Origin of the sequence: Pseudalkalibacillus sp. SCS-8 (assembly GCF_040126055.1) — a bacterium.
Lineage (GTDB): Bacteria > Bacillota > Bacilli > Bacillales > Fictibacillaceae > Pseudalkalibacillus > Pseudalkalibacillus nanhaiensis.
This window is the reverse complement of the sequence record NZ_CP143541.1, coordinates 2,916,791-2,942,160: the sequence shown is the minus strand read 5'-3', so window position 1 is coordinate 2,942,160 and position 25,370 is coordinate 2,916,791. Positions and strand designations below refer to the sequence as shown.

Sequence of the window (25,370 nt, the reverse complement as noted above, 5' to 3'; positions counted from 1 at the left end):
GATTTGTATGACATTAAGCTCTTATTATGATAACAAGGATTTGTCGAATAGAAAAATATTTCTTCGATAATAAGAATATTCAATTTTTTATGGTACACTAAAAGGACTATGGTGCAGGACATGAGGTGAGTAAATCTTGAACAATCAACTGAAAGAATGGCTTGCATTTTTCAAGCACCTTTTTGCAACAAATCAGAGCCTCAGGTTTTTCCCACCCCATTTTTGGTTGAGGAATCCGGTCATCTCAATCTTGAATCAAGCCTACAAAAAGGATAATACGACTGCCGTAATCGTGTTTGATGTGCAGACTTATAAGCATCAAATCGAGCAATTCGGAAGGGTGTATGTCCAACAATTTGAAAGAGACATCCGGCAACAGTTCAAGAAGGTAGTCACCGAAACAGTAAAGGATGAAGAGATCCTCTTCCTGCAACAATTCTGGGGGGATGATATCGTCCTATTGCTATCACTGGACTCTGAACAACAGGTCATCAGCCTGATTGAAAGCTACATAGAACAAATAAAGAAAAATATAAATAAACATTTCTTCGCCTATAAAGAAGAGGACCAAGACAGTTTTCTTACTGGATATATGGTATTGGATGACGAAACGGATAATCCCTTTCATACTTTTCTAAGTGCCTATCAGAAAGCACTTGTTATGGCCAAGAAGGGTCTAGGTGGAAAGTACAACCTGATGCTACATGAAATAAAGGACATTATTGAACGGGAAAATATAGATTTATATTCCCAGCCGATCATCGACATTGAGCAGTTGGAGGTGACAGCCTGGGAAGTATTGACGCGAGGGCCTGAGGATACGATTTATCAAAATCCGTTGCAGCTGTTCAGCATGGCACGTCAAACGAACCTGTTGTATCCACTTGAACTTTTAGTGATCAGAAAAGCTCTCCGTCAGATGAAAGGTCACGAAACATTGTTTATCAATGTGACACCGATGACGATTGCGCACAAACATTTCATTGAGGATGTAGATGCGATTATCGCTGAAAATTCTTATATCAATCCTGCTCAGATCGTGTTCGAAATTACGGAGCGGGAATCGATTGACCGATATCCTCATCTCAAACAAACGATCGAAGGACTTCGTGAAAGGAAGATCAGGATTGCCCTTGACGATACAGGGGCAGGTTATGCTAGCTTAAATTCGATTTCTTCTCTCCGTCCTGATATTATTAAAATAGATCGCTCATTAATTGAAAATATTGATGGGAACAAGCTGAAAGAGTCCATGCTGCAAGGTCTGCTGCTTATTGCGAAGGAAGCGGATGCCCTCGTTGTAGCAGAAGGCATTGAGACTGCAGAAGAAGCATCTGTCATGAAAAGGAACGGCGTTCATATGGTCCAAGGATTCTATTTTGCCCGTCCAAGGCTGATTCCGACCCCTTCAGTCTAAAAGGAAGAGAAGTAAGGTGAGAAAGATGTATTTTGTTGATAGAAAGAAAATCGAAGAGCACTTGCAATTCATGGGTGACTGTTTGGAAACCCTCGAAAATGCTACTTTTGATGAGAGCAAAAAGGATATGTATTCACTCGAGCGAATTGCACATATGCTGGTTGAATCGATGCTGGATGTAGGAAACAGCATGATTGATGGATTCATCATGAGGGATCCAGGAAGCTATGAGGATATTATCGATATTTTAGAGGATGAGAAGGTCGTACCGGCTGATCATGCAGATCAGCTCAAAAAAGTCATCGCCCTTCGTAAACCACTCGTCCAAGCCTACACACGGATCGATCATTCTCATGTTCATCAAACATTGACGGAGAATTTAGATGCGATGAAGGCGTTCCCTCAGCAGGTAAGGACATACCTGACAGAGGAATTAGGCCCGGTAAGTGCTTTCCTTCCAGAAGAATAGACATGTACAAGCTACCTTCACTGGTGGCTTTTTCTTGTTCTTAAAAGGGGGAGCAATACCGTTAAGACATTTAGGGAACCCTTTAGGTGAGGTTGAACCCTGCGACAAATGAAATGGATCAGGAGGAACGGAACGATGAAATATAAAGGTTATTTGATTGACTTAGACGGAACGATGTATCGGGGAAAAGAGCAAATCCAGGAAGCAGTAGATTTCGTAAAGGATTTGAAGGAGAACGGAACCCCTTATCTTTTCATTACCAACAATTCAGCAAACACACGCCAACAGGTGACGGAACGTTTACAAAAATTCGGGGTTCCTGCACAACCTGAGCATGTATTTACTTCTTCCATGGCTACTGCGGAATACATAAGACGTGAAACGAAGAAGGCAAAAATCTTCATGATTGGCGAACAAGGTCTTCGGGATGCGTTGGAAGGTGCTGGCTGTGAAATCGTTGAAGATGAAGAAGCAGATTACGTTGTTATGGGGATTGATCGGAGTCTTACGTATCAGAAGCTGGAAACAGCTTGTTTGGCAGTCCGGAAAGGAGCTAAATTGCTCTCGACGAATAAGGATGTCGCCTTTCCAACAGATCGTGGGCTTGTTCCAGGTAATGGTGCGCTAACCTCTGTAGTAGCTGTATCAACAGGAGTTGATCCTGTCTTCATTGGCAAACCAGAACCGATCATCATGGAATTGGCCATGCAGAAACTGAACCTACCGAAAAAGCACGTCCTAATGATTGGTGATAATTATCACACGGATATTCTAGCTGGTAGGAATGCAGGGATTGATACGTTGTTAGTGTATACAGGGGTAACGAGACAGGTCGATGATATATCGCCGGATGAGCGGCCGACATATACCGTCGATTCACTCGATTTGTGGGATGTCCATAAAGAATAGAAATGGCAGTAGAGTTGGATGATTTCTAAACCAACTCTACTCGGAATTTGAAGCGCTGTGGGCAAGGCGGCTGGAAGCGGCAGCTGCAATCGCTCCTACAATATCATCGAGGAATGTATGACACTCGCCGGTTGACTTATCATTAAGGTATTTTAAAATGCCTGGTTTTTGCTTGTCGATGTAACCATAATTGGTAAAACCGATTGATCCATAGATGTTGACGATGGATAAGGCGATGATTTCATCCACTCCATAGAGCCCTTCATCTTTTCTTAAAATGCTAAGTAAAGGCTCCTCAAGGTTACCTTCCTCAGCAAGAACGTCGAGTTGGATCCCTGTTAGAATCGCATTTTGTACTTCACGTTTAGCAAGTACGCGATCGACATTATGCTTGCACGTTTCTAGAGTCAGCTCTGGATGATATTGCTTTTGAAGATAATAGACAAGTTCAGCAATGTCATCTTCAGATACGCCGCGGTCTTTCAACCATGTTCGTGCTTTCTGCTCAACCTTGCTTTGCGGTTCAGGAGTATTATTTTGTTCTGGCATCATATATGTCCCCTATCTGTTTTAGTCCTTCTGAATGCTTTTTTAGTATATGGTGTTTAGGTTATGTTATGAACAAATTCAAAAATTGCGTATAAATGATAAACACTCCACCCAGTTTCTTCATAAACTACTTATAAAATGGGAGGGAGTGTAACCATTGTTAGAACGTGAAATATATCACCATTTCAATCTATATGTGGATCGGAAGACTCATATTGGGGGATACGAGGGCTTTCGAGCACAAGGGAAATACTATATTCTTGTACCTGCTCCAAATATCCATCAGCAAAATCTGCAAGAGATGCAAGCACTCGTATCGTATTTGATGGAAAGAGGGGAAAAAGATCTGCCTGTTTGGGTCCCTAACCAAAGGGGAAGGGTGGTTTCAAGGGTAGAAGGACAGGACGTACTGCTTTTTGAACTCCCGCAATTTGAAAAAGGGGAAAGGGGAACGATCGGAAAGCAACTCGCTCGATTCCATAAAGCGGGCGAGCATTTTAACATGATGAGTGAAGATTTACTTCGATACAATGAATGGGTGACCCTGTGGGCATCACGCCTGGATCATTTGAAGGAAAAGTACGAACACATTTCTGCCAATGGTCCGCAAGGTGAATTTGATGCTTTGTTTTACGAATCATTCCCGTACTATGAGGGTTTGACGGAAAATGCGATTCAATATATCGTCGATTATGAGTGGGATCGCGGTGGGAAGGAAGAGGGAAGCTATACCATAACGCATGAGCGGTTTCATGGAGGGTCATGGATACCAGTCAAGGAAGACCATAATCTATATATGAAATTGCCGATGAATCTAGTCATCGATCATCCTGTCCGGGATATAGCTGAATACATTCGGTTTCTTGTAACCCAACAAGCACCAGGGAGTGAGATTGCATCCTTTTTAGATGACTACACCCAAGTGAAACCTCTAACTAGAGGAGGATGGCGTCTCCTTTATGGAAGGCTGTTGTATCCAGCGACTTATTTGGATGTCGTCGAATCGTATTACAATACATCTCGATCCCATGAACGAAACAGTTTGCTCGGTAACTTGAAATATGTGCTGGCTGTGGAAGAAAACCATGAATCCTTCATGAAAAATTTCTTCAATATCAGTTCGTTACCAAGGAGCGTCGTAAACATCGAGCCTGTCGGCTGGCTTACCAAATCGTAATTCGAGTAGGGTAGACCTTGTTAGTACTAGTCTTAAGGTCGCCCCTGCTGTACATATATCCAATTATGACAAGGAGAGTGGAGTAGAAATGGACAACCCTTATGTATTTATCACCAGAAAAGTTCCTGAAGAAACAATCCAAGCAATCCGAGAAGTAGCGGATGTGAAAATGTGGGATCATGAGGACAAGCCCGTTCCGAGGGATATTCTTTTGGAGGAAGCGGAACAAGCTTCAGGTTTATATACAATGCTTACCGATCAAATCGACCGAGAGTTGTTGAACAGGGCGAAAATCCTGAAGGTCGTCGGAAATCTAGCAGTCGGCTACGATAATATCGATCTTGATGCAGCAACGGAGCACAATGTCATTGTGACCAATACACCAGATGTTCTTACGGATACGACTGCGGATTTAGCATTTGCGCTTCTGATGGCTGCAGCAAGAAGGGTGACTGAAGCAGAACGTTATATTGCTGATGGGAAATGGGTGAATTGGAGTCCTTTATTGCTTGCAGGGCATGATATCCATCATAAGAAAATCGGTATTGTCGGAATGGGCCGCATCGGTGAGACTGTAGCAAAACGAGCGACCGGTTTTGAAATGGATATCCAGTACCATAACCGATCTAGAAATGAACGTGCTGAACAAGAATTGGGTGCAAAATATGTATCCTTTGATGAATTGATTGAGACCTCTGATTTTGTTGTGAATCTAACACCTTTGACCCCTGAGACAACAGGAATGTTTAATGGTGAGGTGTTCAGTAAAATGAAGAAGAATGCAATCTTCGTCAATGCTGGACGAGGAGGATCTGTCGTGGAAGACGATCTGGTAAAAGCGCTCGAACAAAAGGAGCTTGCAGGAGCAGGACTTGATGTGTTCGAAAAAGAACCGATTCAAAAGGATCACCCACTCATGAAGCTTCCGAATGTTGTTTGCCTACCGCATATCGGAAGCTCAAGCATTGAAACGAGGATGGAGATGTGCCGGTTGACGTCCCGGAATATCCGAAATGTTTTATTAGGTGAAAAACCTGAAACCCCAGTAAACTGGAACAGGTGAGAATGGACGGCAAAACAAAAGGGGATGTCCGGAAAGGACAACCCCTTGTTTTTTTATATGTTGGATCGATTCATTAAAATACTTGTTCTAATTCGGTTACGCCAGGTACTTCTTCTAGAAGTGCACGTTCGATTCCAGCTTTAAGCGTAATGGTTGAACTAGGGCAGCTTCCGCATGCTCCCATTAAACGAACTTTTACAATTCCGTCTTCGATATCGACGAGCTCAACGTCTCCACCGTCACGAAGTAGGAACGGGCGTAACTTATCAAGGACCTCTTCGACTTGTTCACGCATTCTTATCTACCCCTTTCTATTCTTTATTATAATCATTTTTGATAAAAAATGCTATCTTTAAGAGCTGATTCTTTGATGTTTTTATCGTACCATATTCCAATACTCCTGATAAAGAGCGGAATGACAAGCTTTTTGAAGGTTAAAGATGTTTTGTGGGCCATTCTCAATTAGTACGGGCTAAATAAGAAAAAGGACTGATTTCAATTGCTAGAAATCAGCCCTTAAGTAAATGATTTAAAGTATTGGGAGTGAGTCTCAACTTAACGGCTATATGCGGTGTATGAATAACCCCATGTCAACGACCAAGTAGTTGGTGTGTACATACCACCTCTTAGAATGGCATATTGTCCCTCGTCTTCCATGGAATAACCGCTATAATCGCCTAACACCCCTCTTATGACCTCTCCATTGTGTCGTTGGTATTGTTTATCATACGTATTATCAAATGTCTTAAGCGTGTTCAGTTGATGTGTTTCTTTAGTGGTGAAATTATCCCATAACCCATAAGCTGTGCTGGCATATGGTACAAGGGACATTGCGCCCTTTACGTAACTTGGGCTACCTTCTAGAATACCGCTTACCCAGCGGTCAATGAACACATTCTTGTCATTTAACTTATTAATGGCTAGCTCGATATTTTTGAATTCCAATCCCAGTGCGTAATACACCACTGATAATTCATGACTGTAATGATCATAGTCAAGCATAATAGCGTGTTTAAGCTGCGTCTGAACCTCATAGGAGTCACTGCCAGAGGTTTGTGCGATTACATCGACAAAATTGATTTGAGTAGTGGAGTAACCATATGCCCCCGAGTATTCTTGAGTAGATGCGTGATAGAAGAATCTAGGATGAGTGCTCAACTGATGATATTGCTTCCAACCACCATCTTTAAAAATACTGTGCGAAACATTATAGTTATCTAAATCAATCGTTCCGTATTGTTTTACATCTTTTAGTACTTTATCAAGATCGTAATAGCTGACGGACGCTCCAGCCATCGCTGAAAATCCTGATTTCGTATTTTTATCGGTAGAAGAGTCATAATCGAAGCTTTGTTTTGTACTCTCTGATTTTTTCATTTTTGATTTATTTTTCTTTTTGAAGTTATTGAAGTTCATTAAGGAGGAGGTCTTTTCATTTAGCTGCTTTTCAGTGAGGTTTTGTAGAGCAACATGTTGGTTTGCACGTTCTAATAGTGTGTTGAATGTTTTCGTGTTGATCGTTTTTTGGAAAACATACAAATCACCTGTATCCATGTCTTCTAAAGTAAGAGACAATATCGTTTTTCCTTTATCGGCTTTATTCATCTGTATTAAATGAGTGGATCGAGCATCTTTTTCTACTCTGAACTGTATCAAATTGATTTTAGAAGACGTGTTATATTCACCAAGTATTACCTTATTGGCATACACGCCCTTTCCTTTTACGGGATAAAGAGACCCGGTCGTAGATAATTCAAATTTTTGATTTTTATTCAAAACATCTCCGTTTATTTCTGATGAACCGTTGTTGAGGGTCATGCTGAAATTTCTGAGAAAAACTTGACTTAATTTTGACTTATTCGTTTTTCCATCTAGGACATGTCCCGTCATGGTTTTGAATGTCATGACTTTATCATTGCTTTTCTTAGATGCAAAAGTATCATTGGCTTGAAGTGCAAACATACCAAACATCAATAGAACAACAATAACCAGCTGAATAAACTTTCTCATCAATTTCCCTCCTGAAAGTTATTTGGTGATTTCAACTATCCTCCTTTTAGACAAATGTTTTACCCTTGTTCACCAAAATGGTTTATGTAAAGGATTTTGTCTAAATAAATCAACATATGAATTTAGGAAATAGTTCCTGTGCACGAAATTTACAGAAATAGACAACAGATGTTTTGAACCATTTTATACACAGTCAAATCTCTTTTCAATATGATTTAAGATAGTAGGTGCTAAAGTAATGGAAAAATATGTATCATTATAAATGTTTAGATCATATTTCCTTAATAAAGCCGAACATTAAGTGGCACTTTTTTCGAATATATCTAGGAACTGTTCCGTAGTAATCTTAAGAATTAAGATGGAAAAGGATGTGGTGATTTTATGGTGGTGTTTTTTTGAAGAGGACGTTGTGGATCATCCCTATCATTGGCGTTTGGCTACTCTACATCGGACCATTCCAGTCAAACCTGCTTCCTACATACAAAGAGATAAGAGACGGGGAAGGGTTCGTTTTAGAGGAGAAGCATAATACCGTTTTGTTCAGTTATACATTTCGTGTGCAGTCCACCGATTTTGAAGATAGTAATGGTGAACGATACTACGCATATGGTAAACCGATTTTGAAGAAGGGGCATACTGAAATCATTTTAGAAGGCATAACCATCATGGATGGGGAAGCTTCGTTGAAGTTTGAACTGGAAGATGAACTGAACATTTTTAAGGGAGAAATCCTAACCTTACCTAATGACTTTAAGGATTTAAAAATCGAAGTATTCGATAAGGAGCGGTCCATTCCAGTGGAAGGAGAAATTGGAAATAGGAGTTTTATGATTTCCTTTCCAGAAGCAGAAATAATGGGAAAGGATATTATGGTTACAATTAACGGCCTTCATCTTTCCAAGTATCACCGTAACTGGTAGATTAACTAAAAAGAAGCTGTCGAATGACGACAGCTTCTTTATTGGTTTAGTTTGAATGATATTTGTACATCCATAGGATGCCTGATTTCAATAAGCGGGGAACACGTCCAGTCAAGGCCGTTCCTTTCATCATACCAAAGCCGTGCTTTTTCCCGAGAGATCCTAGCACACCTTTCAGCTTGATCTTTGGCAGGTCACCTAGAGGCTCATCCTTCCAAAGCTTTAGCAGGACCTCGACGATTTGATCACCTTGTCCCTCTGCTAACTGTGCACTTGGCGCGTGAGGGAGGCTTGCACAATCCCCAACCACGAAAACGTGTGGATCATCCGGAAGATGATGGTGCGGGGAGAGAACAACACGTCCTGAATCATCCTTTTCGACATCAAGGTTACGTACGATCCGGTTTGGCTGGATACCTGCCGTCCAGACGATTGCATCGCATGCAACCGGCTCATCCTTGTTATAAAGGACTTTCGGCTCTACTTTCGTAATATTAGAATTGTTGACGACTTCAACACCGTGTTCGATAAACCACTTTTGTACATAGTTGCTTAATCGTTTCGGGAATGTTGAAAGGATTGTGTCCCCTCGATCAAATAACTTGATGGCGAGATCTGGTCTGCTTTCACGGAGTTCACTGGCCAGTTCAACTCCGCTTAAGCCTCCACCGACAACTCCTACGACTGCTTTAGGAGGCAAATTGTTAAGGTGTTGATAGGTCTCACGTGACTTATCAATCGTTTGGATGCTCAATGTATGCTCAGGAGCACCTGGTACACCATGGTATTTGTCCTCACAGCCTAAACCGATGATGAGATCGTCATACTCGATGGAATCTTCTTTTTCAAAATGGATCGCTTTCTTCTTCAGGTCGATATCCGTCACTTCGCCGTACTTCACGATAACCCGTGGATCTTCAGGAAATTGTACGCGGATATGATGGTCGGAAACCGTTCCGGCAGCAAGCGCATAGTACTCTGTTTTCAAGCAATGGTATGGTAAGCGATCCACTAAGGTAATTTGGATGTCCTTTGGAAGATCGGAAGAATCCAATAATCCATGAAGGATCTTCATTCCGCCGTATCCAGCACCTAATATGACCAGTTTTTTCATTACGTCATTTCCCCTTTTTCCTTGAAATCCTTGTATGCTTAATTCCATTAATGCCATCACACGGTTGATCAGCGTTTCTTTGGTGTCCTGAGCAGTTGAGGTCGATAGGACATAATGGAAGTGGCTGTTGCAAATATGTGCACAGGTCTTCAAATCAATCTGTGAGCTTAATTCTCCTCGGACACTGCCTCGCTCTAAAATCAACATCCAGCATTCTACCAGCGGACTTTCTTCACGAATGACAGTCGCCCAAAGATCCTTTGTGAAATCTGAATCGAGATCGTAATAGGTCAGTAAATGCCCGACCATGACTTCCACTTGCTTATTGAATGGTTGGGAAAGTATATACCCTTTCTGAAGAAAAATACGCAATGTATGTAACCTTTCTTCAGCAAAATGTTGCATGAGATCTTCTTTGGTAGGGAAATAATTAAAAAATGTCCCCTTGGCGATCTTCGCTTTTTCAGTTATATCCTTAACACTCGTATTCGCATAACCATTTTCATAAAAAAGCTCGAGTGCAGCTTTTATAATACTTTCTTCTGTATAATTCCTTTTTTTGTTGCGGTTCACTTCCCGCATCTCCTTTATATGACCGTGGTCATTTGTAGTATATCGAAATTGTAACAATACTACAACATTCTTTATAAATCAACATAAAAACACGGAAGTTGACGAAGATGCGAAGTTGGTTGTAGGATAAGAATGGAAAGAAAGGTGGTTGAAGATGAGGCCAATCATCGAATTTTGTGTCAGTAACTTGGCAAACGGATCTCAACGCGCACGAGAAGTCCTTGAACGTGATCCGAATTTAGATGTAATTGAATACGGTTGTCTTGGAAATTGCGGGCAATGCTTCCGATCTCCTTATGCTTTGGTAAACGGAGAGTATGTACCAGGGGAAACGCCCGATGAACTTGTCGACAACATTTATCAATATTTAGAAGAAAACCCGATGTTTTAATCTTATAAAGTGAAATCCCTGCCTAATTAAGGTAGGGATTTTTTTGTGACCTTAAACACGAAATCCTATGGATATCTATTAGGAAGAAGGGGATTCTATCCATAAGATTACTTTTGAAAACGCTTCAGGAAGATATTGGAGCATGGAAAACTATTCTGAAAATAATAAAACCACTTGTTTTTTTGTCGAATTCTGTTACATTATTTATGTTGAATGTTAGATGTCAGACAACATACCTCGACGCAAAAAGAAAGCGTTCACAATAAATTAGGGGAGTGAAGGGTTTATGCAACAATACATTTGGGGGATCGGTGGTATAATCACCATTCTGCTGATTGCCTTTCTTGTATCGAACAATAAGAAAAGTATTAGTTTAAGAACCGTTTTAGGTGGTCTCGCGATCCAACTTGGATTCGCATTGATCGTTCTTAAATGGGAAGCTGGTAAAGCCGCATTGAAACAAGCATCAATGATCGTACAAAACATCGTCAACTACGCAAACGAAGGGATTCAATTCCTATTCGGTGGATTGGTTGCAGAAGATAGCGGAATCGGATTTATTTTCGCATTCCAAGTACTTACGATCATCATCTTCTTCTCATCTTTAATCGCAGTATTGTACTACCTTGGAATTATGCAATGGGTTATCCGTTTGATTGGTGGAGCGATCTCTAAGCTTCTTGGAACAAGTAAAGCTGAGTCACTTTCCGCTACAGCAAACATTTTCGTAGGACAAACAGAAGCACCACTCGTCATTCGTCCTTATCTTGCAAAAATGACGCAATCAGAGCTTTTCGCCGTCATGGTCGGGGGACTTGCATCCGTTGCCGGTTCCGTATTGATCGGGTACAGCTTGCTCGGTGTACCGCTTGAGTACCTATTAGCAGCAAGCTTCATGGCTGCACCAGCAGGACTTGTTATGGCAAAAATCATCTTGCCTGAAACAGAAGTATCTGAAACAACAGACGAAATCAAAATGGAAAAAGATGCAGATACAGTCAACGTAATCGATGCTGCTGCTCGCGGGGCATCTGATGGATTGAAGCTTGCATTGAACGTTGGTGCAATGTTGCTTGCCTTCATCGCATTGATCGCAATGTTGAACGGACTTCTTGGATGGATCGGTGGATGGTTCGGATACGATGCACTTTCTCTAGAACTGATCCTTGGTTATATCTTCGCACCACTTGCATTCATCGTTGGTGTACCTTGGGATGAAGCAGTGCGCGCTGGTAACTTTATCGGTCAAAAACTTGTCTTGAACGAATTCGTAGCGTATTCTACATTCGCACCTGAAATTCCTGAACTGAAGGATAAGACAGTTGCAGTTGTCAGTTTCGCACTTTGTGGTTTCGCGAACCTATCTTCACTTGCAATCCTTCTTGGAGGACTTGGTGGAATTGCACCAAGCCGTCGTAACGACATTGCAAAACTAGGTGTAAAAGCGATCATCGCTGGATCCCTTGCAAACCTACTAAGTGCAGCAATCGCAGGTATGTTGATCTAATAAAATGGATCTTGAATAATGAAAACTCTCCGTTCTGAACGGGGAGTTTTTTTATTGTTGGTGATTTTGAACAGCTTAAGGCGGACGCTTTCCGCGAGCAACGCTGGAGTCGCTGCCTTTCGCTTTTTTTATAAACAAACTTAAGTGACGTTTTTATTACATGCCGATTCAATTCATTGTCAGAATTCGTAAACGTGATTATACTAAACAAATAAAGAAAGCGAGCAGGGGGAAAAGGGAATGTCTTCTTTCCGGAACACTTGGCCATATGAGCGTATGATGAAAGATATATATATCCACACATGTCCGTATTGCAAAGAGGATAACGTGTTGACGAACATGAAAGAGGATGACCTTCAGCATGCGATGGAAGGCTTCCGTACTTACTTAATCATGCCATGCTGTCATACTAAAATGACGATACTGAAAGCAGATGAAGATTACTTTTGGACGACGGAACAGTTGCGCTGAGTGGAGGAACGAATACAATGAACCAATTTACTTTTACCAAAATGCACGGGCTAGGCAATAACTACATTTATGTGAATACGTTTCGAGAACACTTATCAGAGGAAGCCTTATCCTCTATTGCGATCGCTGTTTCCAATCCATATACAGGCATAGGATCAGATGGTTTGATCTTGATTGGAGATTCTGATGTAGCGGATGTTTCCATGCGGATTTTCAATAACGACGGCTCCGAAGCGAAAAATTGCGGAAATGGCTTACGATGTGTCGCAAAATATGTGTACGAGCATGAGATTGTCACGAAGGAACAATTCTCAATCGAAACATTAGGAGGCGTTGTGCAGGCGCATGTTCACCCTGAAGATGGACGTGTGAACAATGTGACGATTAATATGGGGGAGCCAAGACTGAAGCGCTCAGATCTTCCTATGATAAATGAGAACGATCCACATGGCTTGATTAAGGACGAAGAGCTTCTTTTTAATGGGGAAACCTTTAAAATGACTGGTGTATCGATGGGAAATCCTCATGCCGTCTTTTTTGTGGAAAATATTGAAACGGCTCCTGTACGTACAATGGGCCCTGTTTTAGAAAAAGACCGAAGATTTCCAGAAGGGGTTAATGTTGAATTTGTCGAAGTGGTAGGTCATAAGGAAATGCATTTTCGTGTCTGGGAACGTGGCTCTGGTGTCACGCAAGCATGCGGGACTGGGGCATGTGCAGCTGTTGTCGCAGCTGTCTTAACAGGAAAAGCTGATCGTGATGAAGAAGTGACTGTTCATTTAGCTGGTGGTGATTTATTCATTACGTGGACATCGTCAGGTGAAGTCATGATGACTGGTCCGGCCGTCACCATTTGTGAAGGTACGTACTATTATGAAGATGAAGGATTCAATAAGTAGAGACCGTTTTCCGATATAAGTATAAAGTACACTTCGTTCATTAATGGGGTGTGATGTAGGAGTGGTAGGCACAAGATGAAGACATCCAAAACAACCCTTTTCAAAAAGTACAATGAGCAAATCGAATGTCTGCGTACTGAAATGATCAGGACCGCTCGTGTGTTAGGATTAAATCATCCGAAAGTGTTATATTACAGCCAGGAGATCGATCGACGGCATAATGACCTTCTCCGGCTAAAGGAAGAAGTTTAGATCGGACCGGGGAAAGTTGAGCTTTAAGAGCTGCACCTGTATACTTGAAATAGAGGTATGAAAGGAGTGATCTTGTTGATTATTATCACAGAATCTGCTGCAAATCAGATTAAACAAATGATGGCTGCTGAAGAAGAGGAAAACCTTTATCTTCGTGTAGGAGTAAAAGGCGGAGGCTGCAGTGGTCTTTCATATGGAATGGGCTTTGATACAGAGGTCCAGGATAGTGATACGAAATATGATCAACACGGCATCAATGTCGTTGTAGATTCTGACAGTGTGAAAATTCTCGACGGTGTAACGATTGATTATAAACAGAATATGATGGGCGGAGGCTTCACGATCGACAATCCGAACGCCATCGCATCATGCGGTTGCGGTTCTTCGTTCAAGACAGCGACGAACGCTGGTACGCCTGAAGAGTGCTGACAGTTATTACAAAGAGTTGAACCTTGCAGAAGGGTTCAACTCTTTATTTATTTTCGCGGGAATTGGTCATACTAACTGTAAAAAGGAGATGACTGCATTATGGACGACAAGTCTGCCCGCGACCGTAAGATCATGAACGCCAACTACTTCGTATACGGCCTCATTTTAGCCATTCCTTTTATTGGATTACTTGCTTTTTTGTTGTATTACAACTTGTAAACCATGTAAAGCCTTCAGTCCTTGTATGGGCTGAAGGCTTTTTGTAGGATTGTTTGATTAGTCCGAAATTCACTCCCTTTCCGCGGGCGAACCGCAAGCCTCCTCGCTCATTAGCATTAGGCTTAGTTTTTTCGCTGCGGGGTCTTGCCTGGCTCGCTGTTCCCGCAGGAGTGTCGTGAATTTCGTTGGTAATCAAACTTGGATGTTTTAACAGGGTACTTAAACATAAAAAAGGCTCCGAATGCTTTCGGAGCTTTTTTTCAATATTAAAACAAGCTTGTACTGTGCATCGGTTGTACTTTTGCTTTCGGATCGATGTATGCTTTTGCATTGTTGATCGCCGTTGGTGCTTCGCCAAATCCAGTTGCAATCAATTTGACTTTCCCTTCGTACGTACACACATCCCCTGCAGCATAGATACCAGGGACGTTCGTTTCCATACGGGAGTTAACAACGATTGAATTCTTCTGGATATCAAGTCCCCATTCTTTGATTGGTCCAAGAGAGGAAATAAATCCATAATTGACGATCATGGAATCACATTCAATGACTTCTTCTTTTTCCCCTTTGGATTCTTGAAGGACTACTTTCTTCACACCATTTTCATCGCCAATGATTTCTTTCACTTGGAACGGTGTTTTGATTTGCACGTTTGAATTCATCAATTGCTCGACGCTGTGCTCGTGGGCACGGAATTTATCACGACGGTGCGTGAGTGTGACTTCCTTTGCAATCGGCTCCAGCATGTTCGCCCAGTCGACAGCGGAATCTCCACCACCACATACGACGACCTTCTGACCAGCGAAGGCATTGATATCATTTACGAAGTAATGCAGATTTTTCCCTTCAAAGCTTTTCGCATTATCATGCTCCAATCGTCTCGGTTGGAAAGCGCCGACACCTGCTGTGATGATGACGGTCTTCGAATAATGCGTCTCTTTATCCGTCTTTAATTTGAAAATGTTGTCTTCCGTTCTTTCAACTTCCTGGACGGATTGTTCAAGCGCAACAGATGGATTGAATTGGAAAGCTTGTTCTTTCAAATTGTTGACAAGGTCTTGTGCGAGAACTTTAGGGAATCCTGCCACATCGTATATGTATTTTTCAGGATAGAGAGCCGCTAATTGACCTCCTAATTGAGGCATACTTTCGATGATTTTTACCTTTAGCTGTCTCATGCCTCCATAAAATGCGGTGAACAACCCAGTCGGTCCTCCACCTATGATCGTAACGTCGTAGACATCTTGATGCTCGGTCATATCATTCTACACCCCCAGTTTACTGTTGTAATTATTATAAGCTTAATAAAGCGTTAAGAAAAGGGAAAAACTGTGTAATAGGAAGGTCTTCAAAAAAAGTCGCTAGAAACGGGTTGAAAAAACGTTTAAAAAGCACTACACTTGACAATGGGACAATTACGGATATTTTGTGACAATTTACGAAAGAGTACGTGAAATACGTAACAAACTTTTAAATTCAGTCTATATACGGTAGGCCTTTGTCCAATTTTAAAACATACAAAAAAGGGTGGATGAGAGATATGAGTAGACCAAAAATCGTCATTCTCGGCGCAGGTTATGGCGGAATTATGACTGCGACTCGTCTCACAAAAGAACTTGGGATGAACGAAGCAGAAATTACACTCGTCAACAAACATAACTATCACTATCAAACAACATGGCTTCATGAGCCGGCTGCAGGTACATTGCATCACGATCGTACACGCATGGCGATCAAGGATGTCATTGATACAAACCGAATCAACTTTGTTCAAGATACCGTCGTATCCATTGATGATGCAAATAAAACGGTCAAGATGGAAAATGGCGAACTAACCTATGACTATCTTGTCATCGGTCTTGGTTTCGAATCTGAAACATTCGGAATTCCTGGTGTTAAAGATTATGCGTTCAACATCCGCAGTGTTGATACGGTTCGTAAAATCCGTGAGCACATCGAGTATTTGTTCGCAAGCTACAACAATGAAGACAATCCTTCTGAAGGCATGCTGAACATCGTCGTTGCTGGTGCTGGATTTACAGGAATCGAATTCATTGGTGAAATGGCAGACCGAATTCCAGAGCTTTGTGCAGAATTTGACGTACCACGTGAAAAAGTACGCCTGATCTGTGCAGAAGCTGCTCCAACTGTTCTTCCTGGATTTGATGAAGAGCTTGTCGAGTATGCAGTGAATCTTCTTGAGCGTAAAGGCGTAGAGTTCAAGCTAGGCGCACCGATTAAAGAAGTTACTGAAGACAGTGTAATTCTTGAAGAGGAAGAAATTAAAGCGGACACAATCGTATGGACAACTGGTATCCGAGGAAACTCCATCGTAGAAAACTCCGGTTTTGAAACGATGCGTGGTCGAATCAAGGTTGAAAAGGATCTTCGCGCTCCAGGTAAGGATCATATCTTCATCGTCGGAGATTGTGCATTAATCATCAACGAAGAGATCAACCGTCCATACCCACCGACTGCTCAAATCGCGATCCAGCAAGCATTCACGGTCGCTCGCAACTTGAAAGCATTGATCAATGGTGGCAAGCTCGAAACATTTGTGCCAGACATTAAAGGTACCGTTGCATCCCTTGGTAAAGGTGAAGCGATCGGTAAAGTCGGAAATAAGAAACTTTATGGTGCAACAGCTGCAGCGATGAAGAAAATCATCGACAACCGTTACCTCTATCTACTAGGCGGAATCCCTCTTGTCGTGAAAAAAGGGAAGCTTAAATTATTCTAAATCATATTTGATACAATAAGAGTGAAGTCGTAGCCACGACTTCGCTCTTTTTTTACATAGTGATGACGGTTTTGGGCTATAATTTTGGTTTTTGAGCTATAATTCCTGAATCTGGGCTATAATTTTGGATTTTGAGCTATAATTCCTGAATCTGAGCTATAATTTCTAAATTTGGTCTATATTTTCTTTATAGAGACAGTTTGTAAGTAGGGAGGAATCAGAATGAGCAGAAAAAGGGAGAAAGTATGGTTGTCTGTTGCAGGTATTATCGAACATAATAACCAGTGGCTCGTCGTAAAAAAGAAATATGGCGGACTGAAAGGGAAATGGTCTTTTCCTGCTGGTTTTGTTGATGAAGGAGAAACAATTGATGAAGCGGTCAAACGTGAAGTTCTAGAGGAAACCGGGATATTGGCTGAAATCAAAGGGATTGCGGGGATCCGATCGGGAGTCATTAGTGACGAAATCAGCGATAATATGGTGATTTTTGAAATGGACGCGATTGGTGGCGAATTGAAAGCACAGGAAAGCGAAATTTCGGAGGTTGGATTTTTTTCTAAGACAAAATTATTAAATGACCCCTCCTCGTCTCTCATGATTCACTTTTTTCTTGGTCAAACGAACGCCAAAAACGGCTTTTCGACACACGATTTGAACCCTGGAACTCAATTTGGATACACAAGTTATAAAATCTTCAACATGCATTAAAAACGTTCAAAAAACATATTAATCATAAGAAAAAACCAATTGTATCCGTTTACACGCAGGAATTCGGTCAAATATCAGATTTTTCAAAAAAAAGTTTAGTTGGTATATTATCAGAAAATTCAATCAAAAGAGGTGTCTAGCATGAATAAAGAACAAAAGCATCGTAATCCTCAAACTGTAACGTGTAAGTATTGCAAAGGGGTAGGGTATTTCCAATTACTGTTAGGTGGATCTGAAACATGTGACCATTGTGGTGGAAGCGGAAGGAAACACAACTAAGGAAGTTATGACAGGTTTTTGAACATGTGAGTGCGGTGACCACCCTCCCCATCCAGTGGCATTGACTGTATCATAGGAAATACAGTAAACTAGTCATTGGATATAAAGGGGTGACCAGTATGCCGTTAACCATTCCAACTTTGATCATTTCCATGCTGCTGTTTATGGTTTTGTTTTTTGGAATCGGCTTTTTGCTCAATATGTTATTACGAATGACTTGGATCATGGCTGTTATTTATCCTGTGGTTGTCGTGATGATTATAGATGATGCACGATTATTCGATTACTTCACAGCACCAGGAACAACCTTCCAAGATTTGATGGGTAATATGATTCAATTGCACTTTTCCGATATTTTAGTTCTATTATTCGGGTTGCTCGGCGCGATTTTATCCGGCATTTCAATTAAGATGTTGAGGGTCCGCGGGTACCAAATGTTCTAGAAGATTACCTCTTAGTAAGGTAATAAACAACCATATCAACAAACCAAATACGCATAAGATCAACATAAAAAGGCTGTCGAGATTGCTCGACAGCCTTTTTTATGTTTATTTTTAAGCTCCAAGTGGTACTAACCTTAAATGTTGGCACTTTTTTGGAAGTGTCAGGCACTTCACGGGAACCGTTGAAGGGCCTGAGATCCAAAACGGTGTCAGGCACTTTCCAAGAAGCGTTGATACATAAGGGTTCGGAAACGGTGTCAGACACCACGAATATTCTGTATATTTTGACTTTTGGTTGGCTGCATGAATATTTATCGGCCTTTTTGGAAAGGATTAGGCGTGAGAGGAGTGAAGTGATGCAATTAAGCAAAACAATTCTGAAACGCTCTCTTATGATTTTCTTGTTCGTGCTTGCGCTATTCACTACATTAGGTAAGGTTTCAGGAGTTGAAGCCTCTGGACTCTTGAGTGTTACGAACGCAAAGGAATTTACGATTGATGCGCAAGCGATTCAGCATATGAAAAAGCGGACAAGCTCAATGGTTAGAAACATACTAAGATCAAGCAACAATCCATTGAAGCTATCATCAAGTGCAATTGCTAAAGAGAAATCACTAGAAGAATCCATAAAAGAGCGTTATCCGAAGGTGAATGTCGTGGCCACTGGGTATACGGCAGGTATCGAATCCACCGGTAAGACCGAGGCGCATCCGGCATATGGAATTACAAAATCCGGGGTCAAGGTTCGCCGGGACCTCTACTCCACAATCGCTGCTGACCCGTCCATTTTCCCGATTGGTAGTATCCTATGGATTCCAGGCTACGGATTTGGTGTCGTAGCAGATACAGGCTCTGCAATCAAGCAGCATAAAATTGACCTGTACTATGAGAAGGTAGAGGATGTCTACAGCCAGTGGGGCAAGAAGACCCTTGATGTCTATGTTATTGAACGAGGAAATGGAAAGCTGACAGAAAAAGAACTGACAGAACTCAATGAACAAGAATCTATGCAAGTATTCAGAGAGCAAATGTTCAAGCCGAATGATACGTAATTCAAGCACGTAAAAAGAGGATGCTCCATATCGATGGGGCATCCTCTTTCCTATTCCAATTTTTATACTTCTTCTGCGTTACCTTTGTTTTAACAAGGGATCCTGTCCATGCTCTTTGAAGTCTGGATAGAGTTCAGGGTGGACAATCGAAGCGATCTTCTGGAGACCGATTAATAGTCTTGGAGAAGGTCTGCAAAAGTAAGGCTCTTCGAGTACATGAACCTGTTCCGTCTTCATCGCCTTCATCTCATCCCATTCACGACGTTTATCCAATAGAGAAGGATTCACCTTGTTCGTTCGCACACCTACCCAAACAAGACAAATATGGTCCGGGTCCTTTTCCTTCACTGTTTTCCAGTCCGTCTGCACACTTGCAACCTCTTCGTCTGAAAAGAGGTTTCTAGCACCAGCCAGCTCACTGATTTCAGTCAGCCAGTTCACGCCACCTGGAGTAAATACCGGTTTCGGCCACCATTCCCAATAAAGCGAGGGCTTTTCATCAATCGTCCTTGATATCCGACGATACTCCTCAATCGTTTTTCTATAGTCTGAAACGACTTCAGCTGCGCGTTTTTCATGACCGGTTAAACGCCCTAATGTCAGAAGGTCGTCACCGATCTCTTCCAGTGAATTCGGATTGAAGATGTGGAAGGGGATCCCTCTTTCTTTCAATCGTTCAATATTCTTTTCCATTCCTGGAACACTTAAGGAGGCTAAGACAAGATCCGGTTGAAGTGCCTCCAATTTATCCATATCAATATCCAAATCCGGTCCCAGTCTTGGTAAACCGTCAATCTCTTCAGGCCAATCGGAAAAGTCATCCACTCCAACGAGAAAAGGTGCTAATCCAAGATAGGCAACAAGTTCTGTGTTACTGGGGCAAATCGAAACGAGCCTGATCATAATCCCCCCTTATGCAATGAATCCATAGTAGATCGCAAAGCTCAAACCGATGCCAAGAAGAGCTCCGAAAAAGACTTCACTTGGGCGATGCCCTAACAACTCTTTCAGCTCTCGTCTTTTTTCCTCTTCATTTTTCTTTGGCCAGTTTTTGATTTCTTTTGTAAGGTGCTGGAAATCCCTGACCAACTGATTGAGTACGATTGCCTGCTCACCTGCTTGCCAACGGACGCCCTTCGCATCATACATGACAATGATACTGAAGACAGCGGTAATCGCAAATAGTGGCGATCCAACTCCTTCAATCAAGCCGATTGACGTCGTAAGCGAGGTAACGCCGCTGGAATGTGAACTTGGCATTCCACCCGTACTGAAAAAGAGGTTCCATTCAAGCTTCCTCGTAGAAATATACATGATCGGGATCTTGATGGCTTGAGCAAACAAAATTGCAAAAATAGAACACCATAATGGAAAATTCGTTAATAATGCGTCCAAGAAAGCAACTTCCTTTCTTACAAACAATTAATATTAGTGTACCATATTGTATAGCTAATCATTACCCGGATTACGTCCAAGGTATGCACGAGATACCGTACAGAGGAGGCATTCTCATGGAAACGGATTATCCGTTGGCGTATTATCAGTTTTTCATTCATTTTAACGAAGGAGATTATTATACGTGTCATGATTTGATTGAGGAAATATGGATGACGGACAAACAGAACCTTTTCTTAAAAGGTCTGTTGCAGTTGTCAGTCGCGATTTATCATTATGAATATGGTAATGTAAAAGGGGCGAGGCTCATGTTCAAGCGTGCATTTGAATGCTTTGAACCATATCCCCGGTTTTATTGGGGATTGGATACGGTTGAATTAAGTACCTATGCCAGGGCATGTCTGAATACGATTCCTGAGAAAGTTGATACGGTTCCGTTTGAAGAAGTCTGTCAACTCCCGTCATTACCGGAAATTTATCTGTATTTAAAAGAAGATGTTTAGGTTATCGAAATATTCAGATATAATGTAAGAATAAAAATAAAACATAGGGGGAATTCGATGTTTACAGTCGAAAAAGGTTTAGATTTAAAACAAGATATGCAAACTTTGGTCGTCGGGATCTATTCGGATGATAAGAAGCCGACGGGCCTTACAAGTGATATAGACAATGCAATGGATGGTCATATTACAGAGTTGTTCAAGAATGAAGATCTGTCAGCTAAGTTGAAGAAAGTGACCCGAATTCATACATTTGGTGCTTTAGGACCGAAACGTATTTACTTTGTCGGTCTTGGTCTTCGTAAGGATCTTACATACCGAACACTAAGTGAAGCATTTGGAAAAGCAGCAAAGGAATTGAAGCAGCATAAACAAGAGGATATCTCGGTTGCATTGGATTCGTTTACATCTGAAGCAGTAGACTTCAAACAGACTGTGCACGCTATGGCTGAAGCATTCTTACTTGCGACTTACCAATTTAATGATTATAAACAGCGAAAAAATGAAAAGCGTTATACACTCGCATCCATCAAGGTCCATTCAGATGAAAATGCTGAGCTTGTTGAGAGTGGAATTAAAAGTGGAGAAGCCTATGCTGCAGGGACGAACGTGGCAAGAGACCTGGTCAATACACCAGGGAATTTATTGACACCGACAGATCTCGCTGAACAAGCAGTCGATATCGCGAAAAAACACGGGTTCGAATACGATGTTTTGGAGCGAAAGGATATGCTCGAGTTAGGAATGGGCGCCCTTCTGGCCGTCAGCCAGGGATCAGATCAAGAACCGAAGATGATTGTCGTCAAATATAAAGCAAAAGAGAACTGGGACGACGTCCTTACGTTTGTTGGAAAAGGGCTCACATTCGATGCGGGTGGGTATTCCTTGAAGCCAGCATTGAATATGCATGAAATGAAATCAGATATGGGTGGAAGCGCAGCGGTCTTAGGTGCGATGGAAACGATCGGTCACTTAAAGCCTGATGTAAACATCATGTTTGTCATTCCATCCAGTGAGAACTTGATCAACGGATCAGCGATGAAGCCTGGAGATGTGCTCACTTCCATGAGTGGAAAGACCATTGAAGTGACGAACACAGATGCTGAAGGTCGCCTGATTTTAGCTGATGCCATTACTTATGCTAAAGAACAAGGCGCATCCTACATCGTCGACTTAGCTACCCTTACTGGGGGTGTTGTGGTCGCTTTAGGAGACATTGCCTCAGGTGTCATGAGTAATGATGATGAATTCTTCAATATGCTCCAACAGTCAGCTGATGAAGCTGGAGAATATGTATGGCGTTTACCATACTTTGGACCATACAAAAAGCTTCTTCGCACAAGTAATGTAGCAGATCTCGTCAATTCAGCAGGCAGACCTGCTCATCCGGTTCAGGGAGGATCATTCCTTGCAGAGTTTGTCGGTGAAACACCTTGGCTTCACTTGGACATCGCTGGAACAGCCTACAGCAATAAGAGCAACGATCTTGGTCCTAAAGGAGCAACCGGCGCGATGACACGCTCAATCGTAAAACTGGTTGAAAAATTCGAATCGAAAAAATAACTTAATTTATAAAAGGAACCTCTCTCGTTTAAAACGGAGGAGGTTCTTTTTTTGTTCTAAGGCTTAACCCGCGGAAAGCGTCCGCCTGAAGCTGTTCACATTCAAGTACATTTTTTAAAAAGCCTACTTCAATAATGTTTTAAGCTTTATTAGTAAACAATGGAAATGTGAGAAGAAAGGATTGACACTTCTCAAAAATCATGATAAATTGTGTCATGTTTTAATACATTAGTGATTTATCAAGATAAAGCATTTTCGTTGGAGGTCATAACATGAACGCTGTTGTTATCGCTGTACTCATCATGCTCGTACTGAGCTTGCTCCGAGTTCAGGTCGTTTTAGCACTTGCAATCGGTGCGCTTGCTGGTGGTTTAGTCGGCGGACTTGGATTGAATGAAACCATTACGGTCTTTACAGAAGGCCTAGGAAACAATGCAACCATAGCCTTAAGCTACGCTTTGCTTGGTGCATTTGCGCTCGGTCTTTCTAAAACAGGACTGCCTGAGCTCCTTGTTTCTGGTGCGCTGAAGGTGACGAAGAAACAAGGGGATACAAGAAAGAAGGCATTATCTAAAGCATTGCTCTTATTTATCATAGTGACGATTTCAATTTTTTCACAGAATCTGATTCCGATTCATATCGCTTTCATACCCATTTTGGTGCCACCATTATTGTTGATATTCAATGAATTGAAAATGGATCGAAGAGCGTTAGCTTCATCCATTACATTCGGTCTGACTGCGCCTTATATTTTGTTACCAGTCGGATTCGGATTGATTTTCCATCAAATTCTCCAAAAGGAAATGGAGAAAAGCGGACTTAGCGTCGACATGACGATGATTCCAAAAGCGATGGCGCTGCCAGTTGCAGGTATGGTCATCGGATTATTGATTGCGCTGTTTGTTACTTATCGTAAACCACGTACGTATGAAGATCGTGACATAGCGAATGAGAGTGAGTCGATTCCATCCCATTATACGAAACGATCGATAGGATTTGCGGTGCTCGCCATCATTGGGACGGTAGCTGTGCAGATTATGACTGAATCCATGATTCTAGGGGCGCTATCAGGCATTGTTATTTTGTTCCTTACAGGTTCCTTTTCTCTGAAAGAATCAGATGTCATCTTCACAGATGGAATGAAAATGATGGCATTTATCGGATTCGTCATGATTACGGCTGCAGGGTTTGCAGAAGTAATGAGGAAAACGGGAGATATTGAAACGCTTGTAAACCAGACTGCTGTTCTTTTTGACGGAAACCAGGTCCTTGCTGCATTAACGATGTTACTGGTCGGTCTTCTCGTTACGATGGGAATCGGTTCTTCTTTCGCAACGATTCCAATCATAGCAACTATTTTTGTTCCGCTCGCTCAAGAATTAGGGTTTAGTCCGCTAGCGATTGTTGCCCTTGTCGGAACGGCTGCGGCCTTAGGGGATGCGGGTTCACCTGCATCAGACAGCACACTGGGACCGACAGCTGGTTTGAACGCAGATGGCCAGCATAACCACATTTGGGATACATGTGTCCCAACCTTCTTACACTACAATATTCCACTTGTTCTTTTCGGTTGGATCGCTATTCTAATCCTGTGATGAACGGAAAAGGAGGCGGACTCAATTGTGTTTGACACATTTGGGTTCGCCTATTTCCTTTCCATTAGGATTTCCTTTCTTGATTTAGTAACATGAAGATAAATCATGTAGATTGGGCGTGAGGGTATGTATTTCGGTAAAGAGCGGGAGAAAGGTTCGGAACGTGTACCTCCAAATCAAGTCGTAACAAAGAAATGGCCTGTTTTACATCACGGAAATGTACCTTACTACAAGAATATGGATCAATGGACTTTAAGGCTATTTGGGTCAGTAGAAGAAGAAGTTATTCTATCCTACGAAGATCTATTGAACTTACCACAAACGTCTCTGAAAAATGATGTTCATTGTGTTACAGGCTGGTCAAAGCTTGATAATGAATGGGAAGGAATCGCGACAAGGGAAATTATGAAAAAGGTAAAGCTCGCCTCGACAGCGAATTATGTTCTTATCCACGCCGAAGAAGGGTGGACAACCAACTTGCCCCTTGAGGACTTTCTAAAGGAATCGAGCTTATTAGCCCATACGCATAATGGAGAAACCTTGACTCCTGAGCATGGTTTTCCGTTAAGAGCTGTCATCCCACATCTCTATTTCTGGAAAAGTGCGAAATGGGTGAGGGGAATCGAATTCATGGCGATAAACAAGCCAGGCTTTTGGGAAAGAAATGGTTATCATATGCTCGGACGCCCTTGGAAGGAAGAAAGGTTCAGTTGGGATTAATACGAG

28 protein-coding genes and 1 pseudogene are annotated in these 25,370 nt (G+C 41.8%); 21 read left to right on the top strand and 8 right to left on the bottom strand.

What is annotated here, in order from left to right:
* The first annotated feature begins 136 nt into the window (after positions 1-136).
* From V1497_RS15270 to V1497_RS15260, 3 genes are all read left to right on the top strand, one after another.
* On the top strand, positions 137-1,417 hold the full coding sequence (locus V1497_RS15270) for an EAL domain-containing protein (protein ID WP_349408377.1): 1,281 nt from the start codon (positions 137-139) through the stop codon (positions 1,415-1,417).
* A gap of 25 nt (positions 1,418-1,442) precedes the next feature.
* Positions 1,443-1,886 carry a DUF86 domain-containing protein gene (locus V1497_RS15265; protein WP_349408376.1) on the top strand — a complete coding sequence of 148 codons (444 nt, stop codon included), beginning with the start codon at positions 1,443-1,445 and terminating at the stop codon, positions 1,884-1,886.
* Between the two features lie 135 nt (positions 1,887-2,021).
* A complete protein-coding gene (locus tag V1497_RS15260) occupies positions 2,022-2,795 on the top strand; it encodes a TIGR01457 family HAD-type hydrolase (protein WP_349408375.1) in 774 nt (257 codons plus the stop codon).
* Positions 2,796-2,831: 36 nt separating this feature from the next.
* Here the strand turns inward: V1497_RS15260 and V1497_RS15255 are convergent, their stop codons facing one another.
* The gene (locus tag V1497_RS15255) at positions 2,832-3,344 is read right to left on the bottom strand and encodes a phosphatidylglycerophosphatase A (protein ID WP_349410848.1); all 513 of its coding nucleotides are present in this window, start codon (positions 3,342-3,344) and stop codon (positions 2,832-2,834) included.
* A gap of 157 nt (positions 3,345-3,501) precedes the next feature.
* Between V1497_RS15255 and yutH the strand changes: the two genes are divergently transcribed.
* Both yutH and V1497_RS15245 read left to right on the top strand, forming a co-directional pair.
* The gene (yutH, locus tag V1497_RS15250) at positions 3,502-4,521 is read left to right on the top strand and encodes a spore coat putative kinase YutH (protein ID WP_349408374.1); all 1,020 of its coding nucleotides are present in this window, start codon (positions 3,502-3,504) and stop codon (positions 4,519-4,521) included.
* 88 nt (positions 4,522-4,609) lie between these two features.
* The gene (locus V1497_RS15245) at positions 4,610-5,584 is read left to right on the top strand and encodes a D-glycerate dehydrogenase (protein WP_349408373.1); all 975 of its coding nucleotides are present in this window, start codon (positions 4,610-4,612) and stop codon (positions 5,582-5,584) included.
* A 73-nt stretch (positions 5,585-5,657) separates the two neighbouring features.
* On the opposite strand, the gene V1497_RS15240 is transcribed toward V1497_RS15245, so the two are convergent.
* Together V1497_RS15240 and V1497_RS15235 are read right to left on the bottom strand one after the other, a co-directional pair.
* Entirely contained in the window at positions 5,658-5,879 is a 222-nt protein-coding gene (locus tag V1497_RS15240) for a NifU family protein (protein ID WP_221566648.1), read from the bottom strand.
* Between the two features lie 260 nt (positions 5,880-6,139).
* Entirely contained in the window at positions 6,140-7,594 is a 1,455-nt protein-coding gene (locus tag V1497_RS15235; RefSeq protein WP_349408372.1) for a hypothetical protein, read from the bottom strand.
* 395 nt (positions 7,595-7,989) lie between these two features.
* On the opposite strand from V1497_RS15235, the gene V1497_RS15230 reads away from it, so the two are divergent.
* Positions 7,990-8,514 (top strand): hypothetical protein, encoded by a 525-nt coding sequence (locus V1497_RS15230; protein WP_349408371.1) that lies wholly within the window; start codon positions 7,990-7,992, stop codon positions 8,512-8,514.
* 46 nt (positions 8,515-8,560) lie between these two features.
* On the opposite strand, the gene V1497_RS15225 is transcribed toward V1497_RS15230, so the two are convergent.
* Together V1497_RS15225 and V1497_RS15220 are read right to left on the bottom strand one after the other, a co-directional pair.
* Entirely contained in the window at positions 8,561-9,628 is a 1,068-nt protein-coding gene (locus tag V1497_RS15225; RefSeq protein ID WP_349410847.1) for an NAD(P)/FAD-dependent oxidoreductase, read from the bottom strand.
* Between the two features lie 459 nt (positions 9,629-10,087).
* A pseudogene (locus tag V1497_RS15220) lies at positions 10,088-10,210 on the bottom strand (TetR/AcrR family transcriptional regulator); the annotation flags it as partial.
* 145 nt (positions 10,211-10,355) lie between these two features.
* Here V1497_RS15220 and V1497_RS15215 point away from each other — a divergent pair.
* The 6 genes from V1497_RS15215 (at position 10,356) to erpA (ending at position 14,150) form a co-directional block, all read left to right on the top strand.
* Positions 10,356-10,592: a YuzB family protein gene (locus V1497_RS15215; RefSeq protein WP_226547054.1), complete on the top strand. Its 237-nt coding sequence runs from the start codon at positions 10,356-10,358 to the stop codon at positions 10,590-10,592.
* Positions 10,593-10,878: 286 nt separating this feature from the next.
* Positions 10,879-12,099, top strand: coding sequence for a NupC/NupG family nucleoside CNT transporter (locus tag V1497_RS15210; protein WP_349408370.1), 1,221 nt, complete (start codon positions 10,879-10,881; stop codon positions 12,097-12,099).
* 240 nt (positions 12,100-12,339) lie between these two features.
* Complete coding sequence (locus V1497_RS15205) at positions 12,340-12,570, top strand: hypothetical protein (protein ID WP_349408369.1); 231 nt, start codon at positions 12,340-12,342, stop codon at positions 12,568-12,570.
* Between the two features lie 17 nt (positions 12,571-12,587).
* The gene (gene dapF / locus V1497_RS15200) at positions 12,588-13,469 is read left to right on the top strand and encodes a diaminopimelate epimerase (RefSeq protein ID WP_349408368.1); all 882 of its coding nucleotides are present in this window, start codon (positions 12,588-12,590) and stop codon (positions 13,467-13,469) included.
* A gap of 75 nt (positions 13,470-13,544) precedes the next feature.
* On the top strand, positions 13,545-13,721 hold the full coding sequence (locus V1497_RS15195) for an aspartyl-phosphate phosphatase Spo0E family protein (RefSeq protein WP_349408367.1): 177 nt from the start codon (positions 13,545-13,547) through the stop codon (positions 13,719-13,721).
* 57 nt (positions 13,722-13,778) lie between these two features.
* On the top strand, positions 13,779-14,150 hold the full coding sequence (gene erpA / locus V1497_RS15190; RefSeq protein WP_414703573.1) for an iron-sulfur cluster insertion protein ErpA: 372 nt from the start codon (positions 13,779-13,781) through the stop codon (positions 14,148-14,150).
* A gap of 485 nt (positions 14,151-14,635) precedes the next feature.
* On the opposite strand, the gene V1497_RS15185 is transcribed toward erpA, so the two are convergent.
* Positions 14,636-15,628: an NAD(P)/FAD-dependent oxidoreductase gene (locus V1497_RS15185; RefSeq protein ID WP_349408365.1), complete on the bottom strand. Its 993-nt coding sequence runs from the start codon at positions 15,626-15,628 to the stop codon at positions 14,636-14,638.
* A gap of 281 nt (positions 15,629-15,909) precedes the next feature.
* Here V1497_RS15185 and V1497_RS15180 point away from each other — a divergent pair, with 281 nt between their 5' ends.
* From V1497_RS15180 to V1497_RS15160, 5 genes are all read left to right on the top strand, one after another.
* The gene (locus V1497_RS15180; protein ID WP_349408364.1) at positions 15,910-17,109 is read left to right on the top strand and encodes an NAD(P)/FAD-dependent oxidoreductase; all 1,200 of its coding nucleotides are present in this window, start codon (positions 15,910-15,912) and stop codon (positions 17,107-17,109) included.
* A 222-nt stretch (positions 17,110-17,331) separates the two neighbouring features.
* Positions 17,332-17,817, top strand: coding sequence for an NUDIX hydrolase (locus V1497_RS15175; protein WP_349408363.1), 486 nt, complete (start codon positions 17,332-17,334; stop codon positions 17,815-17,817).
* Between the two features lie 141 nt (positions 17,818-17,958).
* Positions 17,959-18,096: a YuiA family protein gene (locus tag V1497_RS15170; protein WP_349408362.1), complete on the top strand. Its 138-nt coding sequence runs from the start codon at positions 17,959-17,961 to the stop codon at positions 18,094-18,096.
* 119 nt (positions 18,097-18,215) lie between these two features.
* On the top strand, positions 18,216-18,539 hold the full coding sequence (locus V1497_RS15165) for a YuiB family protein (protein ID WP_349408361.1): 324 nt from the start codon (positions 18,216-18,218) through the stop codon (positions 18,537-18,539).
* Positions 18,540-18,895: 356 nt separating this feature from the next.
* A complete protein-coding gene (locus V1497_RS15160; protein WP_349408360.1) occupies positions 18,896-19,591 on the top strand; it encodes a 3D domain-containing protein in 696 nt (231 codons plus the stop codon).
* Between the two features lie 78 nt (positions 19,592-19,669).
* Here the strand turns inward: V1497_RS15160 and V1497_RS15155 are convergent, their stop codons facing one another.
* Positions 19,670-20,491, bottom strand: a complete 822-nt coding sequence (locus tag V1497_RS15155) for a cobalamin-binding protein (protein WP_349410846.1) — start codon at positions 20,489-20,491, stop codon at positions 19,670-19,672.
* Positions 20,492-20,503: 12 nt separating this feature from the next.
* Positions 20,504-20,986, bottom strand: a complete 483-nt coding sequence (locus V1497_RS15150; protein ID WP_349408359.1) for a divergent PAP2 family protein — start codon at positions 20,984-20,986, stop codon at positions 20,504-20,506.
* 116 nt (positions 20,987-21,102) lie between these two features.
* Here V1497_RS15150 and V1497_RS15145 point away from each other — a divergent pair, with 116 nt between their 5' ends.
* The 4 genes from V1497_RS15145 to V1497_RS15130 all read left to right on the top strand — a co-directional run bounded on the left by V1497_RS15145 (position 21,103) and on the right by V1497_RS15130 (position 25,364).
* On the top strand, positions 21,103-21,489 hold the full coding sequence (locus V1497_RS15145) for a DUF309 domain-containing protein (protein ID WP_349408358.1): 387 nt from the start codon (positions 21,103-21,105) through the stop codon (positions 21,487-21,489).
* Positions 21,490-21,546: 57 nt separating this feature from the next.
* Positions 21,547-23,049, top strand: a complete 1,503-nt coding sequence (locus tag V1497_RS15140; protein ID WP_349408357.1) for a leucyl aminopeptidase — start codon at positions 21,547-21,549, stop codon at positions 23,047-23,049.
* A 272-nt stretch (positions 23,050-23,321) separates the two neighbouring features.
* Positions 23,322-24,644 carry a Na+/H+ antiporter family protein gene (locus V1497_RS15135; protein WP_349408356.1) on the top strand — a complete coding sequence of 441 codons (1,323 nt, stop codon included), beginning with the start codon at positions 23,322-23,324 and terminating at the stop codon, positions 24,642-24,644.
* Between the two features lie 126 nt (positions 24,645-24,770).
* The gene (locus V1497_RS15130; RefSeq protein WP_349408355.1) at positions 24,771-25,364 is read left to right on the top strand and encodes a sulfite oxidase-like oxidoreductase; all 594 of its coding nucleotides are present in this window, start codon (positions 24,771-24,773) and stop codon (positions 25,362-25,364) included.
* Positions 25,365-25,370 lie beyond the last annotated feature (6 nt).

Excerpts from the sequence above, each read along its gene's own strand:
- V1497_RS15265 (WP_349408376.1), top strand. The coding sequence starts at position 1,443 with ATGTATTTTGTTGATAGAAAGAAAATCGAAGAGCACTTGCAATTCATG.
- V1497_RS15260 (WP_349408375.1), top strand. The coding sequence starts at position 2,022 with ATGAAATATAAAGGTTATTTGATTGACTTAGACGGAACGATGTATCGG.
- V1497_RS15255 (WP_349410848.1), bottom strand. The coding sequence starts at position 3,344 with ATGCCAGAACAAAATAATACTCCTGAACCGCAAAGCAAGGTTGAGCAG.
- V1497_RS15245 (WP_349408373.1), top strand. The coding sequence starts at position 4,610 with ATGGACAACCCTTATGTATTTATCACCAGAAAAGTTCCTGAAGAAACA.
- V1497_RS15240 (WP_221566648.1), bottom strand. The coding sequence starts at position 5,879 with ATGCGTGAACAAGTCGAAGAGGTCCTTGATAAGTTACGCCCGTTCCTA.
- V1497_RS15235 (WP_349408372.1), bottom strand. The coding sequence starts at position 7,594 with ATGAGAAAGTTTATTCAGCTGGTTATTGTTGTTCTATTGATGTTTGGT.
- V1497_RS15225 (WP_349410847.1), bottom strand. The coding sequence starts at position 9,628 with ATGAAAAAACTGGTCATATTAGGTGCTGGATACGGCGGAATGAAGATC.
- V1497_RS15215 (WP_226547054.1), top strand. The coding sequence starts at position 10,356 with ATGAGGCCAATCATCGAATTTTGTGTCAGTAACTTGGCAAACGGATCT.
- V1497_RS15210 (WP_349408370.1), top strand. The coding sequence starts at position 10,879 with ATGCAACAATACATTTGGGGGATCGGTGGTATAATCACCATTCTGCTG.
- V1497_RS15205 (WP_349408369.1), top strand. The coding sequence starts at position 12,340 with ATGTCTTCTTTCCGGAACACTTGGCCATATGAGCGTATGATGAAAGAT.
- dapF (WP_349408368.1), top strand. The coding sequence starts at position 12,588 with ATGAACCAATTTACTTTTACCAAAATGCACGGGCTAGGCAATAACTAC.
- V1497_RS15195 (WP_349408367.1), top strand. The coding sequence starts at position 13,545 with ATGAAGACATCCAAAACAACCCTTTTCAAAAAGTACAATGAGCAAATC.
- erpA (WP_414703573.1), top strand. The coding sequence starts at position 13,779 with ATGAAAGGAGTGATCTTGTTGATTATTATCACAGAATCTGCTGCAAAT.
- V1497_RS15185 (WP_349408365.1), bottom strand. The coding sequence starts at position 15,628 with ATGACCGAGCATCAAGATGTCTACGACGTTACGATCATAGGTGGAGGA.
- V1497_RS15180 (WP_349408364.1), top strand. The coding sequence starts at position 15,910 with ATGAGTAGACCAAAAATCGTCATTCTCGGCGCAGGTTATGGCGGAATT.
- V1497_RS15175 (WP_349408363.1), top strand. The coding sequence starts at position 17,332 with ATGAGCAGAAAAAGGGAGAAAGTATGGTTGTCTGTTGCAGGTATTATC.
- V1497_RS15170 (WP_349408362.1), top strand. The coding sequence starts at position 17,959 with ATGAATAAAGAACAAAAGCATCGTAATCCTCAAACTGTAACGTGTAAG.
- V1497_RS15165 (WP_349408361.1), top strand. The coding sequence starts at position 18,216 with ATGCCGTTAACCATTCCAACTTTGATCATTTCCATGCTGCTGTTTATG.
- V1497_RS15160 (WP_349408360.1), top strand. The coding sequence starts at position 18,896 with ATGCAATTAAGCAAAACAATTCTGAAACGCTCTCTTATGATTTTCTTG.
- V1497_RS15145 (WP_349408358.1), top strand. The coding sequence starts at position 21,103 with ATGGAAACGGATTATCCGTTGGCGTATTATCAGTTTTTCATTCATTTT.
- V1497_RS15140 (WP_349408357.1), top strand. The coding sequence starts at position 21,547 with ATGTTTACAGTCGAAAAAGGTTTAGATTTAAAACAAGATATGCAAACT.
- V1497_RS15135 (WP_349408356.1), top strand. The coding sequence starts at position 23,322 with ATGAACGCTGTTGTTATCGCTGTACTCATCATGCTCGTACTGAGCTTG.
- V1497_RS15130 (WP_349408355.1), top strand. The coding sequence starts at position 24,771 with ATGTATTTCGGTAAAGAGCGGGAGAAAGGTTCGGAACGTGTACCTCCA.